16 protein-coding genes are annotated in these 16,791 nt (G+C 42.6%); 7 read left to right on the forward strand and 9 right to left on the reverse strand.

Annotated features, from left to right (window positions below):
• Positions 1-114: 114 nt before the first annotated feature.
• Entirely contained in the window at positions 115-1,764 is a 1,650-nt protein-coding gene (locus EAE93_RS10020; RefSeq protein ID WP_214039604.1) for an LTA synthase family protein, read from the forward strand.
• Positions 1,765-1,851: 87 nt separating this feature from the next.
• Here EAE93_RS10020 and EAE93_RS10025 read toward each other — a convergent pair whose 3' ends face one another.
• The 4 genes from EAE93_RS10025 to EAE93_RS25300 all read right to left on the reverse strand — a co-directional run bounded on the left by EAE93_RS10025 (position 1,852) and on the right by EAE93_RS25300 (position 3,637).
• Entirely contained in the window at positions 1,852-1,971 is a 120-nt protein-coding gene (locus EAE93_RS10025; RefSeq protein ID WP_238326584.1) for a hypothetical protein, read from the reverse strand.
• A 396-nt stretch (positions 1,972-2,367) separates the two neighbouring features.
• Positions 2,368-2,772 carry a DUF1240 domain-containing protein gene (locus tag EAE93_RS10030; protein ID WP_040149824.1) on the reverse strand — a complete coding sequence of 135 codons (405 nt, stop codon included), beginning with the start codon at positions 2,770-2,772 and terminating at the stop codon, positions 2,368-2,370.
• Positions 2,765-3,481 carry a hypothetical protein gene (locus EAE93_RS10035; protein WP_321192239.1) on the reverse strand — a complete coding sequence of 239 codons (717 nt, stop codon included), beginning with the start codon at positions 3,479-3,481 and terminating at the stop codon, positions 2,765-2,767. Before EAE93_RS10035 ends, EAE93_RS10030 begins: the two co-directional genes overlap by 8 nt.
• 12 nt (positions 3,482-3,493) lie before the next feature.
• On the reverse strand, positions 3,494-3,637 hold the full coding sequence (locus EAE93_RS25300) for a hypothetical protein (RefSeq protein ID WP_321192238.1): 144 nt from the start codon (positions 3,635-3,637) through the stop codon (positions 3,494-3,496).
• Positions 3,638-4,193: 556 nt separating this feature from the next.
• Between EAE93_RS25300 and EAE93_RS10040 the strand changes: the two genes are divergently transcribed.
• From EAE93_RS10040 to EAE93_RS10050, 3 genes are all read left to right on the forward strand, one after another.
• Positions 4,194-4,433, forward strand: a complete 240-nt coding sequence (locus EAE93_RS10040) for an HTH-like domain-containing protein (RefSeq protein WP_036811456.1) — start codon at positions 4,194-4,196, stop codon at positions 4,431-4,433.
• A gap of 68 nt (positions 4,434-4,501) precedes the next feature.
• Positions 4,502-7,159, forward strand: coding sequence for a TrlF family AAA-like ATPase (locus tag EAE93_RS10045; RefSeq protein ID WP_214039605.1), 2,658 nt, complete (start codon positions 4,502-4,504; stop codon positions 7,157-7,159).
• A gap of 77 nt (positions 7,160-7,236) precedes the next feature.
• Entirely contained in the window at positions 7,237-8,406 is a 1,170-nt protein-coding gene (locus EAE93_RS10050; protein ID WP_236545748.1) for an RNA-binding domain-containing protein, read from the forward strand.
• Between the two features lie 241 nt (positions 8,407-8,647).
• Here the strand turns inward: EAE93_RS10050 and mnmE are convergent, their stop codons facing one another.
• The 5 genes from mnmE to rpmH form a co-directional block, all read right to left on the reverse strand.
• Positions 8,648-10,012 (reverse strand): tRNA uridine-5-carboxymethylaminomethyl(34) synthesis GTPase MnmE, encoded by a 1,365-nt coding sequence (mnmE, locus tag EAE93_RS10055; protein WP_040149842.1) that lies wholly within the window; start codon positions 10,010-10,012, stop codon positions 8,648-8,650.
• An 86-nt stretch (positions 10,013-10,098) separates the two neighbouring features.
• On the reverse strand, positions 10,099-11,739 hold the full coding sequence (yidC, locus tag EAE93_RS10060) for a membrane protein insertase YidC (RefSeq protein ID WP_036782366.1): 1,641 nt from the start codon (positions 11,737-11,739) through the stop codon (positions 10,099-10,101).
• A gap of 2 nt (positions 11,740-11,741) precedes the next feature.
• Positions 11,742-12,002, reverse strand: coding sequence for a membrane protein insertion efficiency factor YidD (yidD, locus tag EAE93_RS10065; protein WP_071647079.1), 261 nt, complete (start codon positions 12,000-12,002; stop codon positions 11,742-11,744).
• Entirely contained in the window at positions 11,966-12,325 is a 360-nt protein-coding gene (gene rnpA / locus EAE93_RS10070; RefSeq protein WP_071647078.1) for a ribonuclease P protein component, read from the reverse strand. Before rnpA ends, yidD begins: the two co-directional genes overlap by 37 nt.
• A gap of 16 nt (positions 12,326-12,341) precedes the next feature.
• Complete coding sequence (rpmH, locus tag EAE93_RS10075; protein WP_000831330.1) at positions 12,342-12,482, reverse strand: 50S ribosomal protein L34; 141 nt, start codon at positions 12,480-12,482, stop codon at positions 12,342-12,344.
• Positions 12,483-13,175: 693 nt separating this feature from the next.
• Here rpmH and dnaA point away from each other — a divergent pair.
• The 3 genes from dnaA to recF are packed head-to-tail and all read left to right on the forward strand — an operon-like array spanning position 13,176 to position 16,782.
• Positions 13,176-14,564 (forward strand): chromosomal replication initiator protein DnaA, encoded by a 1,389-nt coding sequence (gene dnaA, locus EAE93_RS10080; protein ID WP_036782378.1) that lies wholly within the window; start codon positions 13,176-13,178, stop codon positions 14,562-14,564.
• Between the two features lie 4 nt (positions 14,565-14,568).
• The gene (dnaN, locus tag EAE93_RS10085; protein WP_065388812.1) at positions 14,569-15,669 is read left to right on the forward strand and encodes a DNA polymerase III subunit beta; all 1,101 of its coding nucleotides are present in this window, start codon (positions 14,569-14,571) and stop codon (positions 15,667-15,669) included.
• Between the two features lie 21 nt (positions 15,670-15,690).
• The gene (gene recF, locus EAE93_RS10090; protein ID WP_036782384.1) at positions 15,691-16,782 is read left to right on the forward strand and encodes a DNA replication/repair protein RecF; all 1,092 of its coding nucleotides are present in this window, start codon (positions 15,691-15,693) and stop codon (positions 16,780-16,782) included.
• Positions 16,783-16,791 lie beyond the last annotated feature (9 nt).

A 16,791-nucleotide genomic window follows, 5' to 3' on the forward strand; every position in this document is an offset into this window, starting at 1 on the left:
GTTTATTTAAAATATAGATGATTTCAGCAAAATCACCGCCCTGTTTCATCGATTTAACTGATCTGTGCTATTTTTGCCAACCGTGAACCATCTATTAACTGGATTGAATACAATATGAAAAAGAAAATAATATCAGGTGTTTATCTGGGATTATTGTTCATTGCAACTTTAATACTGGTTTTTGAAAAAAGTGAAGACATTTACCCGGCACTGATCGCTGTCGGCGTGTTTGGTGTGATATTTGGCTTGGTGTTTTTTGTATCTGCCCGGTTACTGTTTTCTACGGCCTTTACCGGAACACTGTTTATTATCTTTAAGTTCCTCAATCAGATAAAAGTTCATTACTACAAAGAGCAGTTGATGTTCTCCGATCTGAACTTGATGTTTGATCCTGCCAATCAGGAAACATTACACCACTATTGGCTGGCCGGTTTGGGCGTTGTCGCTATGTTTATCTGGTTGATTTTTAACATGATGCTGAGCTGGAAAAAATCATCTCCCCTTCGTGGCTTCAAATGGCGTACTGTCGGCTTGGTTCTGGCGGCGTTCTGTACATGGGAAGTGAGCGCTACTGCCAATGCATTTAGAGAGCAGTGGGAATCTTCACTACCAAAAGGACGTGGTACCGTCACTAATATGGTGATGTCGGCTAAAGATGCCAAATATCATGCGCCTCAATTTGGGCAATCAGCCGATTATTTTCTGCAACAGGCTAAAAGTATCGTGCTGCCTGTGCCGCAGTCAGCGATTAAACCTGACGTGGTGATGTTATTACAAGAATCTACCGTGACTCCACATATCTATCAGTTGCCTGATGATACCCATTTACCCGATCTTTATATGTTTCAGCGGGATTCTGGTGTCAGCGCACAAAGCCCAATGCGAGTGCAAACTTTCGGTGGTGGTACCTGGTTATCTGAATTTTCCGCTCTGACCGGCTTAAATACAGACGATTTTGGCTCACGTAAGAATGCGGTTTTTTATTTTATTGTTGATCACCTGAAATACAGCTTGTTCCATGAAATGAAACAGAATGGTTATTACACGGTTGTTTTGACGCCATTTAATAAATCCTCTTATCATTCTGGTCATGCTTATCAAACTCTCGGCGTTGATCGCATTATTCAGCCACAGGAATTGGGATATCCCGCCAGTCTCGATAAAAATCTGTGGACTATCTCTACGCAAGAGATGTTGGGTTATGTGAAAGAAATTTTGGCGCAGGAAACGGATAAGCCGCTCTTTATTTTCTCACTGACCATGTATGAACATGGCCCATATGATGAAGATCATTCTGATGATTACGGGCTTACCGGACATGTGAAAAATTCACAGGCAGTGGGTAAATTCAGTCACTATATGGAGAAAATCAAAGCTTCTGATCCGGCAATTAAAGATTTCAGTGAGTTTGTTGCTAAGCGGGAAAAGCCAACCATGTTCCTCTATTTCGGTGATCATCAACCCAATATCAGCCTAAACCAGTACAATGGCGTATTTTCAAATCCGGGTCATATCACCCAGTTTACTATGCGAGATAACTTGCAACAGGGAGAATCTATTCAGACTGATGAACTGACGGATATTTCATTCCTTGGCGGCATGATTATGGAGAGAGCTAAACTGGATGCTTCACCTTTTTATCGAGCAAATATGACAATGCGTCATCTCTGCCGGGGAGCGTTGGATGATTGTCAGGATAAAGCGCTAGTGGAAAGTTATAAACACTATATTTATCAGCAATTAGATGTTGCAGGTAAAAAGTAAGTTATAAAATCATCATGTGAGTAGGTGCCATATTTATATGGCACTGTAAATGACTCCAAGTGCCGAGTTGCAGTAGATAATTGGCTATCAGACGGGTACAGTCGGTTCAATGCCTGTTGCACAAACCTGTCTCAATGTCTGGTTATCCACGTACTCAAGCGCATAGATACATTTGACTGGCCAGTTATACTCACATAGCGCAGACAACGTAAGATTGTTTCTTCTGGCGTTTGGAAGTTTCCTGATCACTGTACTCTGGTTTGTTGCCTTTCAGCTCAATGAACAGACTATATACTGGATACGTTCCCATTCATCCACAATCAGCTTGTGCTTTATAAGTTTTTTCAAAAAGATATAGTTTTCAATCAGCCCTAACGTATTGAGTTTTTTCTGTAATTTTTTTATTTACTTTTTCATTGTGAATTTTCTCTATTTATTGTGAGCTATTCTGCTACATGTCAGAGTACAATATATGAAAGAGTTTTATTAAATTATAAATCTATATCACGGAATCATATAACCGTCGGCACATCTGCTTATAGCATATGGGAAGATAGAAATTATTAAATAAAAATAAAACACTAAGCATATAAAAATATATGCTTAGTGACAAAGAGAAATATCCTTAACATACTTATTTGGAGCCATCCATGATGATTTACTACATGTTATATACCCTTCCAACTTTAATTTATCATCAACATAAAAAGATACAAATAAAGTAAGAATAAATCCTATTATTGATACACATGAAATATAATCCCCAATTTTACTATTAAGACGTTTCACCTTACCCAATGAGATTCTATATAAAATAAAAGAAATATAAATCAACACAGGACTAAACCAAATAGCTCCCGCGCTTTTCCATGAGAATGTAATAACACTATCATGCTTAAAAAAATCGATATAATCATTCAACGAAAAAAATATAGATAATACTACCATAAAAATAAGCAATAAAATTCCAGAATATAATTTTGCTTTATTTTTATTTATATTATCCACGACTAAACCTTCCCCACATATTAAAAAACTGATCCGGATGGTATGGTGTCGGATTTGTTTTTTTATTCTTTATGTTTTTAATTATCGTTTCACTAATTTTAAAGTGGTCATCTAACCAATATAAAGAAAGATAAGTTAGAAACCCAATAGCAAAAACGCCAAGAGCTACAAGCATAAGACTTCCTCCTACAGCTAAGAGTGGAGAAACTATTAGAGTATTAGCAGCCGTAGCAATACCTATTGAAATAGCTAATTTTGCACCATCCATTGTTAAATTAACGAACAAATCAACCAATCCATATTCATCTTTAAATATTAACTCAACTAGTCTATATGCGGCTGAGAATACTATACCGAATCTAGCACCTTGGGCAATTCCAGCTTCAATACCTAACGTACCTACCCCAAAAGACACTATACGTGGATTATTAGTAAGATATCTTGTGGCGTTTAAATAGTTTCTTACACCAGGGTAACCTGATAACTTTATATATCTTCTTCCATCCTTACCAAAATACTCTGTTGCTTCCACACCGAAACTTCTTAAATCATTTATTATTCTTGCTATCCCAAAAGAATCATAGATATTACCAGCAAATGATGAAGCTGGATCAGTATATGAGTAGATAGTTTTAATATTATTTCTCCATGAATTATAGAAATTATGATCTAGTATTTCCATATAATCTATGGCTTCATCTTTTGTCAATAAAGCAATAACTTATTGGTTTAGTTTAAATTGATGCTCCAATTCCAATAACATACGGTTATATTTTTGATCTTCTATTTGTTTTTTAAAATTAAGATGTTCTTCTAATCTGTAATCATTATCAACAAATGTTTTTAACCGTGGATCATACTTCATTTTATAACTCCATCTATATTATATAGTTTATTGAAGTTTTATTTCATATTTTATCGGTCTTAGCTATTTTTTCTTTAATTTTTCTGAATTATTGGGAGCTGGATCAAATTTCCCTGTTGAGGATTGACACTCTGTTTTAATCTGTTCGATAAGATTAAGCCTGATATCTTTTAAATATGCGCTGAGTTGTTTCGAGTTAGTCACTTTCATATTGAGGTCAACCAATTTGAACAGTTAACCTCATTGTTACACGCTATAGCAGGTAAATATAATTTCACCTGTTATAACCGGTAAAAAAGTTCCACTCTTGCCTTTTACCCATTCACTTGCCAATACAGAATGTAAAAAATATAATTAAAACAATTTGTTATGTGAATTTTGATTTTGTAACTAAATGGTAGCATTATCTCATAGCTTGCTATCAATAAAAAACCATCCCCCATCTATTTGCAAATAGCCTAGAACGTTTACCAACGCAACTACAGTTTCCTTGCGGTACGCATATAAATTATATAATTTAGCTAAATTAGCTAGATGTTCAATGGTAAAGGTTATGATAAACGAACAAGATATTTACGAAAGGATCAAGCAGGTTTTAGCAAATGCGCCACGCAATCAGTACACGGCTGAGCTACATCTACAAATGATTAAGTATGCTGATGAGTTGAAGAACATTACAGCTAAAGATTTTTGTGAAGGTGTTGGGCTTAGCCAAAGTTTTGGCACCGAGTTCAGTAAAATGCGCAATTTGACGCAGCGTTTGAAAACCGCAGGACTTAATACGGATCTGCTTTAAGACAATTTTGTCGATGTAAATTGCCAAGACCTAAACGATGAATATGCCTGTATAAGTGGAGTATAAGTATGACTATCCAGACCAATAAGTACACTAAAGCACGTTTTTTCAAGTGTGCATTGCAGGTAAATTCTTCAGACTACATAAAACATCGGGGGCAGCAACCGACTCTTTCTGAAGATGACTATAACCAGCAATTATTAAATGCTTCGCTAGAGATGAGAATTAAAGTCATTGGCCTAGCTGATCATGGATCGGTGAATGGTTTTGAAAAGATCAGAGATCTCTTTGCACAACATGGAATCGTGGTGTTCCCCGGCTTTAAAGTTGCTTCCAGTGAGAAAATTCACTTCGTTTGCCTGTTTGATGAATCAGATTCATCTGATTTGATAAAAATGCATTTGGGGGCACTGGGGGTAGATATAAACCAGCCGGAAGCCCCAGTGCAGAAATCTGCCACGGATATTATTAATTACGTAAACGATAAGGGTGGTTTCATTTTCGCGGCCCACTGTACCAATGATGATGGCGTGTTAAAGCAGCGGATGAATCATGTTTGGCAACATAAAGGGCTGTTGGCTGCTCAGATCCCAGGTTCAGTTGAGGACTTAAAGGGCGTAGAGAGCGACTTTTACCGTAAAGTTTTCCTGAATAAGAATGATGACTATCGCCGCGAGCGGGAAATGGCTGCCATCAATGCCGCTGATGTGGCAAAGCCTGGAGAGATTAAAGCTAATGGCGCTTCTTGTTTAATTAAAATGACCAAGCCCTGCTTCACTTCTTTCAAGCAAGCTTTTTTAGATGCTGGCTCCAGAGTGCGGCTAAATTCAGACAAACCGGAAAACTATGCGTCAGCTATCGAACGTATTCGTTTTGTCGGTGGCTATCTTGATGGTATGGATATTGAATTATCGGATCACTTAAACACGGTGATTGGTGGTAGAGGTACGGGCAAATCAACCCTGCTGGAGTGTATTCGCTATGCTTTTGATTTAGAACCTTTTGGTAAAGCATCAAAAGCTCAGCATGACGCTATTGTAAAAAATAACTTAGGTATCGAAAAAGGTATAGTTGAAGTAAGTATTCGCTCTGCAACCATGCATGGCCGCGTATTTACGGTAAGCCGCAAATATGGAAACCAGCCAGTGGTGAATGAAAACGGCAGAATTTCACCTTATCACCCCAAAGATTTACTGCCTGGCGTTGAGCTGTACGGTCAGAATGAAATTTATGAAATGACTCGGGATGAGCAAAGCCGAAACCTACTTATTAAACGATTCTTGGAAGGTGAGCACGAACAGTTTGATAAGGCCATAGCCAAAGTGCTAGTGAGCCTTAAGGATAATCGTGAAACCATTATTCGTGCGCTTAGCCAAAAAGCAGATGTTGAAGCAGAAGTTGAGCGCTTACCCAAGTTATTGGATCAGGCTAAACAATTCCAAGCGCTGGGTATTGATGAAAAGTTGAAAATGATTCCAAAGCTGGAAAAGGAAAAACAACTGAGTGGGAGAGTTAATGAAGAAATTGCTCGAGTAAAAGAAGCTATCAACATCTTAAAAGACAGTTTGCCAGATACGGTATTTTTAAGCGATGCCAGCTTAGAAGGATTGCCACACTTAGATCTTTTAAAACAAAAGCGTCAAGTTTTAGAAATGTTAAAGAGCTCTTTAACTCAATGTTTAATCCGGGTTGAAGAGCTCTCCAGTAAAGCCTCGAGTGATTTACTTCCTCTACAGCAACAACTGTCGGAAAGGTTACAAGCGGAAGAACAACAACTTGAAAATGAGTTTAAAGACATACCTACAAGTCAGGGTAAAACGGGTCGGCAGATTGGTACTGAATATCAAACCTTACTAAAGCAAATTGAACAGATTCGCCCAAAAGAAACTGCCTTGCAAAACCGACAAACCCAACTCAACGAGCTCTATAGTCAGCGGAAGAAACTATTACTTGAGTTAGATCAGCAGACCAGTGCACATGCTAGCGCCATGCAGAAGTCGGTTAAACGGCTCAATCGCAAGTTGGATCAGAAGGTACGCCTTAGTCTGAATTCTGAAGGTAACCGCCAAGAATTAGTGAATTTCTTGAGTGATTGCAACTTGGAAGGTGTTGGGCAGGAAAGACTAGCGTGGGTTTTAGAGGGTGAGTTCACACCAGCTAATCTTGCTGCCACTATTCGCCAAGGTGAGGCTGAATTAACCTCTAATTTCGGTATATCTAATTCCGTTGTACGAGCGTTAAGCCGTTTGCCTGAGAGTAAACTGCTTGAGCTAGAAGAGTTGCTGCTTCCCGATACAATCGCGATTGAGCTGAATATCACTCACGGTGAACGCGAGACCGTTTTCCGCCCAATTGGGGAACTATCGACCGGCCAACAATGTACGGCGATTTTGCACCTGTTGCTATTGGACAACCAAGATCCGCTTATCCTTGATCAGCCAGAGGATAACCTTGATAACGCCTTTATTGCTGAACGTATAGTTGCTGAGCTGCGCAGAGCCAAACTAAGCCGACAGTTCTTGTTCGCAACCCACAACGCCAATATTCCGGTATTTGGTGACGCGGAATGGATTGGTGTGCTGAGTGTGGAAGATAACAAAGGGTTGATCCTGCCAGAACAACAGGGTGCGATCGATATGCCAGAAGTGCAAAAACTAGCGGCAGATATATTGGAAGGTGGTAAGAGTGCGTTTAATCAACGCCGTGAAAAGTACGGCTTTAACTGAATGCTTTACTTCCTTGGGAGAGAACGATGTTAAAAACAGAATTGTTGGAAATTATTGCCAATGGCGAAAACTCAGGTGTGGAATTTAAGCGAGATGATATACGTCCTGAGCAATTAGCCAAAGAAGTTGTTGCCATGACCAACTTTCAAGGAGGACGAATACTGCTGGGTGTGGAAGATGACGGCACTATTAGTGGCGTGCAAAGGCATGATCTTGAAGAGTGGGTTATGAATGTCTTTCAGGGCAAAATTCATCCGATGATGCTGCCGTTTTACGAAGAGGTGAAATTGGATGATGGCAAACTGGTTGCTGTCATTAGCTTTCCCATCGGCATTTCGAAGCCCTACGTCGTTCGCCATAGCGGAAAAGAGGAAATCTATATTCGTGTTGGGACAACATCGAGGCTAGCAACTAGAGAACAGCAGATGCGATTGTTTGAATTGGGTGGAATGCTGCATACCGAAGTAATGCCTGTGCCTCGTACAGATATGAGTTGTTTGGATGACGCCCGCTTAACCAATTATGTAAAAGACATCTTACGAGATCCCGATGTACCTAAAACGCCTGATGAATGGCAAACAAGGCTACTTGGACTGGGTTTTTTAACCGAAGCCGCAGGCAGCGTTTGCTGCACAATAGCTGGCTTGGTGTTATTTGGTAAAAGCCCGAGACGCTATCTCAAACAAGCGGGTTTACGGGTCATGGTATTTCATGGTGAAGATAAGGAATACCAAGCTGCATTGGATGACATCATTGATGGCCCAATGGTCGGACGCTGGGATCTTGAAAATGGTGATAAACGGCTAATCGATGGCGGAGTTATTGAGAGATTTATGGAGGCTATGAGTCCCTTTATTTCTCAAGAGTCTGATCAAGTGAATGAAGAGTTAAGGCGAGAGACACAGTGGTTTTATCCACTTGAGGCCGTTAGAGAAGCATTGGTCAATGCGCTGGCGCACCGCGATTGGACGCGTTTTGTTGAAATTGAGGTCTCTAGTTATTCCGACCGGCTTGAAATCATTAGCCCAGGTTCGTTACCAAACTCCATGACGGTAGAAAAAATGAAAGCAGGGCAGCGTTCACCCAGAAATACCATTGTTATGGAAGTATTACGTGATTATGGCTATGTCGATTACCGAGGAATGGGTGTGAGGACCAAAATTATGCCATTAACGAAAGCGTTAACAGGTAAAGATCCTGAGTTTGATTTGACAGACGATCATTTAAAAACAATCTTGTTCCGGTAATAGATGTTGTGGCTGTTGGAACAACGTATACCGCGCTGTATTTGACGCTTTTAAAACAACACCATTTTTTTAAAAGTAATCGGAAAATGACTTTGCAATGCGCGATGTAATTCTGGTAAAGCAGATCAAAGCGAAGTAAAAAAGAAAGCACTGTTGTATATGTAAAAATTTATATATAACAGTGCGTTATGCTTGATATGTTACGATGGTTTTTGAAGCGTTACACTTTAAAAATGACCACTCACTTCCCAATACAAAAACTCGAAAAAATCCTTCCTAACAGATCATCGGAAGTAAACTCACCCGTTATCTCGCTCAGCGCTTGCTGTGCCAGACGCAGCTCTTCTGCCAGCAATTCACCTGAACGGGCAACCACCAATTGTTCATGGCCCTGTTGTAAATGTTCCGCTGCGGTATTTAATGCTTGTAAATGACGACGACGAGCCAAGAAACCACCTTCGGTATTACTGCTAAAACCCATCGTTTCTTTCAGATGATCGCGCAATAAATCGATACCTTCACCGCTACGGGCAGAAAGTCTAACCAGCGAGTAACCACTTACTTCTGCAATACTTGTCTCTTCATCGGTCATATCTGTCTTATTACGAACGACTGTGATAGGGAGCGATTTAGGCAGACGAGCCATAAATTCAGGCCAGATTTCCACAGGTTCAACCGCACTCGTTGTCGTGCTATCTACCATAAACAGTACACGATCAGCCTGCTCAATTTCCTGCCAGGCACGCTCAATACCAATACGCTCAACTTCGTCACTGGCTTCACGCAAACCTGCTGTATCAATGATATGCAACGGCATACCGTCAATATGAATATGTTCACGCAGCACATCACGAGTTGTACCTGCAATATCCGTCACAATCGCCGCTTCACGGCCTGCTAATGCATTAAGCAGGCTGGATTTCCCCGCATTAGGGCGACCGGCGATAACAACTTTCATCCCTTCACGTAAAAGGCTGCCCTGACGAGCCTGAGAACGTACACGCTCAAGCTCAGCCATTACGTCATCCAACTCAGCCTCGATTTTCCCATCAGAAAGGAAATCAATCTCTTCATCTGGAAAATCAATAGCCGCTTCTACATAGATTCGTAGGTGAGTAAGTGCTTCCACCATTTGGTGAACTTGAGTAGAAAAAGCGCCCTGTAAGGAATTCATCGCTGAACGGGCGGCTTGCTCCGAACTGGCATCGATCAGGTCAGCAATGGCTTCCGCCTGAGCTAAGTCCAATTTGTCATTAAGAAAAGCGCGTTCAGAAAATTCACCTGGGTTAGCGATTCGCACACCTGGCAGAGTCAGAATGCGTTTAAGCAGCAAATCGAGAATAACCGGCCCACCATGCCCTTGAAGCTCCAGTACATCTTCCCCGGTAAAGGAATTCGGCCCCGGAAAGTAAATAGCAATCCCCTGATCAAGTATCTGACCATCTACATCACGAAATGGCAGATAATCTGCATAACGGGGTTTGGGTAATTTACCTAATACCACCTCAGCGACCTGTGCGGCTTTCGGGCCGGAAACACGCAAAATACCAACCCCTCCTCGTCCTGGCGGGGTAGCCTGAGCAACTATCGTATCCGTGGTATTCATTTTTTCACCCAAATAGTTAAGGCGGTCATTGACCGCCTTTTCTGTTATAACGGCCAGCATGTATTCATTCTGGCTGAAGCTATGTTTTATTTCGCTGGCTTTTTCTCACGACTATGCAAGCCGCGTTTTTCCAGCCCACGATAAATTAATTGCTGCTGGATAATTGTCACCAGGTTACTGACGATATAGTACAGAACCAGACCTGATGGGAACCACAGGAAGAATATGGTAAATATGACCGGCATATAAGTCATAATCTTCTGTTGCATCGGATCAGTAATTGTCGTCGGAGACATTTTCTGGATGATGAACATTGTTACACCCATCAGCAACGGCAGGATGTAATAAGGATCTTGCGCAGACAAGTCATTAATCCAACCCGCGAATGGCGCATGACGCAATTCAACAGAACCCATCAACATGTAATATAAAGCAAGGAAGATTGGCATCTGGATCAACAGAGGCAAACAACCACCCAGTGGGTTCACTTTCTCTGCTTTATACAATGCCATCATTTCCTGGCTCATACGCTGTTTATCATCACCAATACGCTCGCGCATAGCCGCCAATTTCGGCTGTAACAGACGCATTTTCGCCATTGACGTGTATTGTGCTTTGGTCAGCGGGTACATGATACCACGCACAATAAAGGTGATAACGATGATGGAGAAGCCCCAGTTACCAATAAAACCATGCAGGAACTTCAATAGCTTAAATAATGGCTGAGAGATAAACCACAACCAACCATAGTCTACCGACAGATCCAGATGAGGCGCTACAGCGGCCATCTCATCTTGAATTTCCGGGCCAACCCACAATGTAGAGGAGATCGTTTTCTCACTATTAGCCGCAACAGAGATTGGCGCACTCTTATAGCCAATCGCAGCCATCTCTTTACCTAATGCGGCTGTGTAGAAAGTACTAGTTTCATTTGCCGCGGGAACCCAAGCGGTAGCAAAATATTGCTGCAACATGGCAATCCAACCACCTTTGGTGGCCACGGATAAAGGTTCACCTTCAATATCGCTAAAGCTATATTTTTTGTATTTGGTATCGTCTGAAGAATAGGCCGCGCCACGGTAAGTATGCAGTGCGAAGTTACTGCTGCCTGTATCACGATGCTTTGGCAGTTCAACACTCTGTTTCAACTGACCAAAAAAGGTCATCTGTAACGGTTTTTCCGTCGTGTTATTAATATGGTAATCCACACTAATCGCGTATTCACCACGTTTCAGGACAAACGTTTTAACATAAACAATGCCATCTTTAGTGACGAAATTCATCGGGATACGCAATTCATCCTGCCCATCAGCCAATATATAGCTATCCTGTGCTGCGGTATACAGCGGGCGTTCACTATTCAGCGGATTATCTGGGCCATCTTTCCCCGTTAATCCACTTTGTGCTTGATAAGTGAAAGCAGATGTTGTTTCCAACAGCTTGAATGGTTGGTTTGAACCTAGGGTATCAGGATAGGCTAACAGGTCAGCCTCTTCGATATCACCGCCACGAGTATTGATGGTCAAAGAGAGCACATCAGTTTTAACTGTGATAAGTTTACCTTTTCCACTGCCTGGTACAGCCTGATTCTCACTGCTCGGCATATCCGTTTGTTGCGTGGCCTGTACTGTTGTTGGCTGCGGATTTTTATCTGCTTCCCATGCTTGCCAGACCAAGAAAGAAACGAACAGCAAAGCGATGAGAAGAAGATTACGTTGCGAATCCATCGTTAGTGTTCTCTGTTATCGTTGTTTTTTACGGGTGGGACAGGATCATCACCACCTTCATGTAAAGGGTGGCATTTTAATACGCGTTTCACCGTTAACCAACCGCCTTTTATCACCCCAAATCGGCATAATGCCTCAATGCCATATTGAGAGCATGTAGGATTAAAGCGACAACGGGGTCCCAACAGCGGGCTTATGACCAACTGATATCCTCGGATTAATCCGATCAGGAAGCGCGAGCCAAGCGACAGTGACGACGCCATAATTTACCCAAAGCTTCCGTTAACGCACGGTTATCAAGCTCAGCAACGCCTTTCTTAACCAATACCACAAAATCCATAGGAGGCAACTGATGTTGGTTTAAACGGAAGCTTTCACGGGCCAACCGCTTAATCCGGTTACGCTCATGGGCACGTTTAACATTTTTCTTGGCTATAGTAAGACCGATGCGGGGATGCCCCAGCTCGTTAAGGCGGCCAAGGATAGTAATCTCTGGCGAACTTGCCCGTTGAGGTTGCTGGAAAACATAAGTGAAATGCTTGGGAGTTAACAAGCGTAACTCCCTCGGAAAAGCGAGCGTAACCACTAGATGGTTAGCTTTATTACTTAGAAACGGTCAGACGAGCACGGCCTTTTGCACGACGGCGAGCCAGAACCTGACGACCATTTTTGGTAGCCATACGAGCGCGGAAGCCGTGAGAACGGTTACGCTTCAGTACGGATGGTTGGAAAGTGCGTTTCATAGCGATTTCTACCTAACTTAAGATTATTACTGATTCAGTAAACGCGTTGGCAGCCAGTGAGCATATAGACACCGATGCCTCAATCGCAACATCAATATAAAAGAAGCGGGATTGTAATAAAATGTACAGCTCTGAGTCAATTTACATAACACAAAGTCGGCCGGCTTTTCTACTGAGTTGGATGTTTACCAACACTCTGCCCATGCGTACACCAGAACCCTTCACTAAGAATTATCGGTAAAAAACTCTGGTATCGCACATAGGGTGCAACATTATACGGACTACTGAACAAAGCGCAACGATCACCGGCAGATCTTCGTTTTCTGCTATGATCCTTGGTCCGATTTTGTTTTGAATATCGGCTTATTCTCGATCTGCATTTGACAACCACCATAACTCCACTATCACCCCTTTACAGCCCTTTATTTCACAGACAATTTTATCCTGTGGATAAAAAGCGCTTAAACTGTGTAAAAGAATGAAGATCTATATCGTCTTTTGCGCTATGATCCCCAGCCATGATTTGGATCTTATCCTCGGATCATGGGGGGAGCGATGACATTAAAAATCGCCATACACATGACAACTGATCCTTCCTCGCCTTAGAGGAGTCGTTGTTTTGTGCCCAATATAATGAGCTAACCACTCCGATTTCTTTAATTGTTAATTGGCCTTGTTTTAGGGGAGTCCACCGTGTCACTTTCGCTTTGGCAGCAATGTCTTGCCCGATTGCAGGATGAATTACCTGCCACAGAATTCAGTATGTGGATACGCCCCCTTCAGGCAGAGCTAAGTGGTAACACTCTGGCGCTTTATGCCCCAAATCGATTCGTTCTGGATTGGGTAAGAGAGAAGTATATCAACAACATCAATGGGTTGTTGAATGACTTCTGTGGAGCAGAAGTACCATTATTACGTTTTGAAGTTGGCAATAAACCCATTTCCCAAAATGATAGCCCGCCACAAAGGGTTGTTGCTCACGCGCCGGTTGCACCCGCACCACAAAACACATCAGTACGCCCCAGTTGGGATAACACCGCGGTACAACCAGAGCTATCTTATCGCTCTAACGTTAACCCGAAACATACTTTCGATAACTTCGTTGAAGGTAAATCCAACCAACTTGCTCGCGCTGCGGCAAGACAGGTCGCTGATAATCCCGGCGGTGCTTATAATCCACTATTTCTTTATGGTGGTACGGGTTTAGGTAAAACCCATCTATTACATGCCGTAGGCAACAGCATTATGGCACGTAAGGCAAATGCCAAGGTGGTTTATATGCATTCTGAACGTTTCGTTCAGGATATGGTCAAAGCATTACAAAATAATGCAATAGAAGAGTTCAAACGCTATTACCGCTCTGTCGACGCATTGCTGATCGATGATATTCAGTTTTTTGCCAATAAAGAACGCTCTCAAGAAGAGTTCTTCCATACATTCAACGCATTACTGGAAGGTAATCAACAGATTATTCTGACATCAGATCGCTATCCAAAAGAGATCAATGGGGTAGAAGATCGGTTAAAATCTCGCTTTGGCTGGGGACTAACCGTTGCCATTGAACCACCGGAACTCGAAACCCGTGTCGCTATCTTGATGAAAAAGGCAGACGAAAACGAAATCCAGTTGCCTGGAGAAGTTGCTTTCTTTATAGCCAAACGTCTGCGTTCTAACGTCCGTGAACTTGAAGGGGCATTGAACAGGGTAATAGCGAATGCCAATTTTACCGGTCGAGCGATTACTATTGATTTTGTACGTGAAGCATTACGTGACTTATTAGCACTGCAAGAAAAACTGGTTACCATTGATAATATTCAGAAAACAGTCGCTGAGTATTATAAAATCAAGGTGGCCGATTTACTTTCCAAACGGCGCTCCCGTTCCGTTGCCCGTCCAAGGCAAATGGCAATGGCGCTGGCAAAAGAGTTAACCAACCACAGCTTGCCTGAAATCGGGGATGCCTTTGGTGGACGTGACCACACAACTGTGTTGCATGCTTGTCGTAAGATCGAACAACTGCGTGAAGAAAGTCACGACATCAAAGAGGATTTTTCTAACTTAATCAGAACATTGTCTTCCTAGTGCTATGAAATTTATCATTGAACGTGAGCAATTGTTAAAACCACTGCAACAGGTCAGTAGCCCGCTGAGTGGGCGCCCTACTCTGCCTATTCTTGGTAATTTATTACTACAGGTTACAGAAGGTTCCCTGTTGCTGACCGGCACAGATTTAGAAATGGAAATGATGGCAAGAGTCACGCTTTCATCGCCACACGCAGAAGGTGCAACCACGGTACCGGCACGTAAATTCTTTGATATCTGGCGAGGTTTGCCAGATGGGGCCGAAATCAGTGTAGAACTGGATGGCGACCGCTTATTGGTGCGTTCTGGCCGCAGCCGTTTCTCGCTCTCCACATTGCCCGCTTCTGATTTTCCAAATCTTGATGACTGGCAAAGTGAAGTGGAGTTTTCACTGCCACAGGCCACACTGAAACGCCTTATTGAATCAACTCAATTCTCAATGGCTCACCAGGATGTCCGCTATTATCTCAACGGTATGTTGTTTGAAACCGAAGGAGAAGAATTGCGTACAGTTGCAACCGATGGTCACCGTCTGGCAGTCTGTTCCATGGGAATTGGTCAAAAGTTGCCTTCCCATTCGGTTATCGTGCCACGTAAAGGAGTGATTGAACTCATGAGATTGCTGGATGGCGGCGATACTCCGCTACAGTTACAAATCGGCAGTAACAATATCCGTGCCCACGTTGGCGACTTTATTTTTACTTCTAAATTGGTGGATGGGCGTTTCCCTGATTATCGCCGCGTATTGCCAAAGAACCCGGATAAAACCCTGGAAGCTAATTGCGATATGCTGAAACAAGCTTTTTCACGCGCAGCAATTCTCTCTAACGAGAAATTCCGCGGAGTTCGCCTCTATTTCAGTGAAAACCAGCTAAAAATCACAGCTAATAACCCTGAGCAGGAAGAAGCCGAAGAGATTGTCGATGTCAGCTACCAAGGTACTGAAATGGAAATAGGCTTTAATGTCAGTTACGTGCTAGATGTACTTAATACATTAAGATGTGAAGAGGTTCGTTTATTACTGACTGATGCTATTTCCAGTGTTCAGATAGAAGACTGTGCCAGCCACAATGCGGCTTATGTCGTGATGCCAATGCGCCTGTAACCGGATTTATATTTCAGGTATATGACTCTCACGCGTTTACTTATCCGCGATTTTCGTAATATCGCCGCCGCTGATTTGCCTCTAGCTACCGGATTTAATTTTCTGGTTGGATCTAATGGCAGCGGCAAAACCAGCGTATTGGAAGCGATTTATACGCTAGGTCATGGACGCGCTTTTCGTAGCATTCAGACAGGGCGGATAATCCGTCATGACTGTGATGAATTCGTTCTGCACGGGCGGTTAAGACAACAAGAGAACGAGCGAGAACGGTCTATCGGTCTGAGTAAAAACCGTCATGGCGACAGTAAAGTCAGAATTGATGGTAGTGATGGCTGTAAAATTGCCGAACTAGCTAAGATGTTACCTATGCAGCTTATTACCCCAGAAGGGTTTACCCTGTTAAATGGCGGGCCAAAGTATCGACGGGCCTTTATTGACTGGGGTTGCTTTCACAATGAGCCACGCTTTTTTTCTGCATGGGTAAACTTAAAACGGCTACTCAAACAACGCAATGCAGCACTACGACAAGTTACCCGCTACAGCCAGATACGGCCTTGGGATCAGGAATTGGCGCCACTCGCTAACCAAATAAATCAGTGGCGTGGTGAATATGTTGCAAACATCACTCAGGATATTACGGATACCTGTAAGCAATTCTTACCCGAATTTACATTAAGTTTCTCTTTTCAACAGGGATGGGACAAAGAGAGTGATTATGCTGAATTACTGGAGCGCCAATTTGAGCGCGACAGAACGTTAACCTATACAGCTTCCGGCCCACATAAGGCAGATCTGCGCATTCGTGCGGAAGGAACGCCAGTAGAAGATATGCTATCCCGCGGTCAATTAAAGTTACTGATGTGCGCACTGCGGCTAGCACAGGGTGAATATTTCACCCGACAGAGCGGACAACAATGTCTGTATCTGCTTGATGATTTTGCCTCCGAACTGGATACCGGCCGCCGTCAGTTGCTGGCCGCTCGTCTAAAATCCACGCAAGCTCAGGTATTTGTCAGTGCGATAAATCCCGACCAAATAACAGACATGCTTGATGGAAATAGCAAGATGTTTCGCGTGGAAAATGGCAAAATAGAGGTTCAACCACAGGATTAAAAATGAGCG

The sequence above is a fragment of the Photorhabdus akhurstii genome, from assembly GCF_018448925.1.
Taxonomy (GTDB): Bacteria; Pseudomonadota; Gammaproteobacteria; order Enterobacterales; family Enterobacteriaceae; genus Photorhabdus; species Photorhabdus akhurstii.

Excerpts from the sequence above, each read along its gene's own strand:
- EAE93_RS10045 (WP_214039605.1), top strand. The coding sequence starts at position 4,502 with ATGACTATCCAGACCAATAAGTACACTAAAGCACGTTTTTTCAAGTGT.
- recF (WP_036782384.1), top strand. The coding sequence starts at position 15,691 with ATGACTCTCACGCGTTTACTTATCCGCGATTTTCGTAATATCGCCGCC.
- EAE93_RS10020 (WP_214039604.1), top strand. The coding sequence starts at position 115 with ATGAAAAAGAAAATAATATCAGGTGTTTATCTGGGATTATTGTTCATT.
- yidC (WP_036782366.1), bottom strand. The coding sequence starts at position 11,739 with ATGGATTCGCAACGTAATCTTCTTCTCATCGCTTTGCTGTTCGTTTCT.
- dnaN (WP_065388812.1), top strand. The coding sequence starts at position 14,569 with ATGAAATTTATCATTGAACGTGAGCAATTGTTAAAACCACTGCAACAG.
- yidD (WP_071647079.1), bottom strand. The coding sequence starts at position 12,002 with ATGGCGTCGTCACTGTCGCTTGGCTCGCGCTTCCTGATCGGATTAATC.
- mnmE (WP_040149842.1), bottom strand. The coding sequence starts at position 10,012 with ATGAATACCACGGATACGATAGTTGCTCAGGCTACCCCGCCAGGACGA.
- rpmH (WP_000831330.1), bottom strand. The coding sequence starts at position 12,482 with ATGAAACGCACTTTCCAACCATCCGTACTGAAGCGTAACCGTTCTCAC.
- EAE93_RS25300 (WP_321192238.1), bottom strand. The coding sequence starts at position 3,637 with ATGAAGTATGATCCACGGTTAAAAACATTTGTTGATAATGATTACAGA.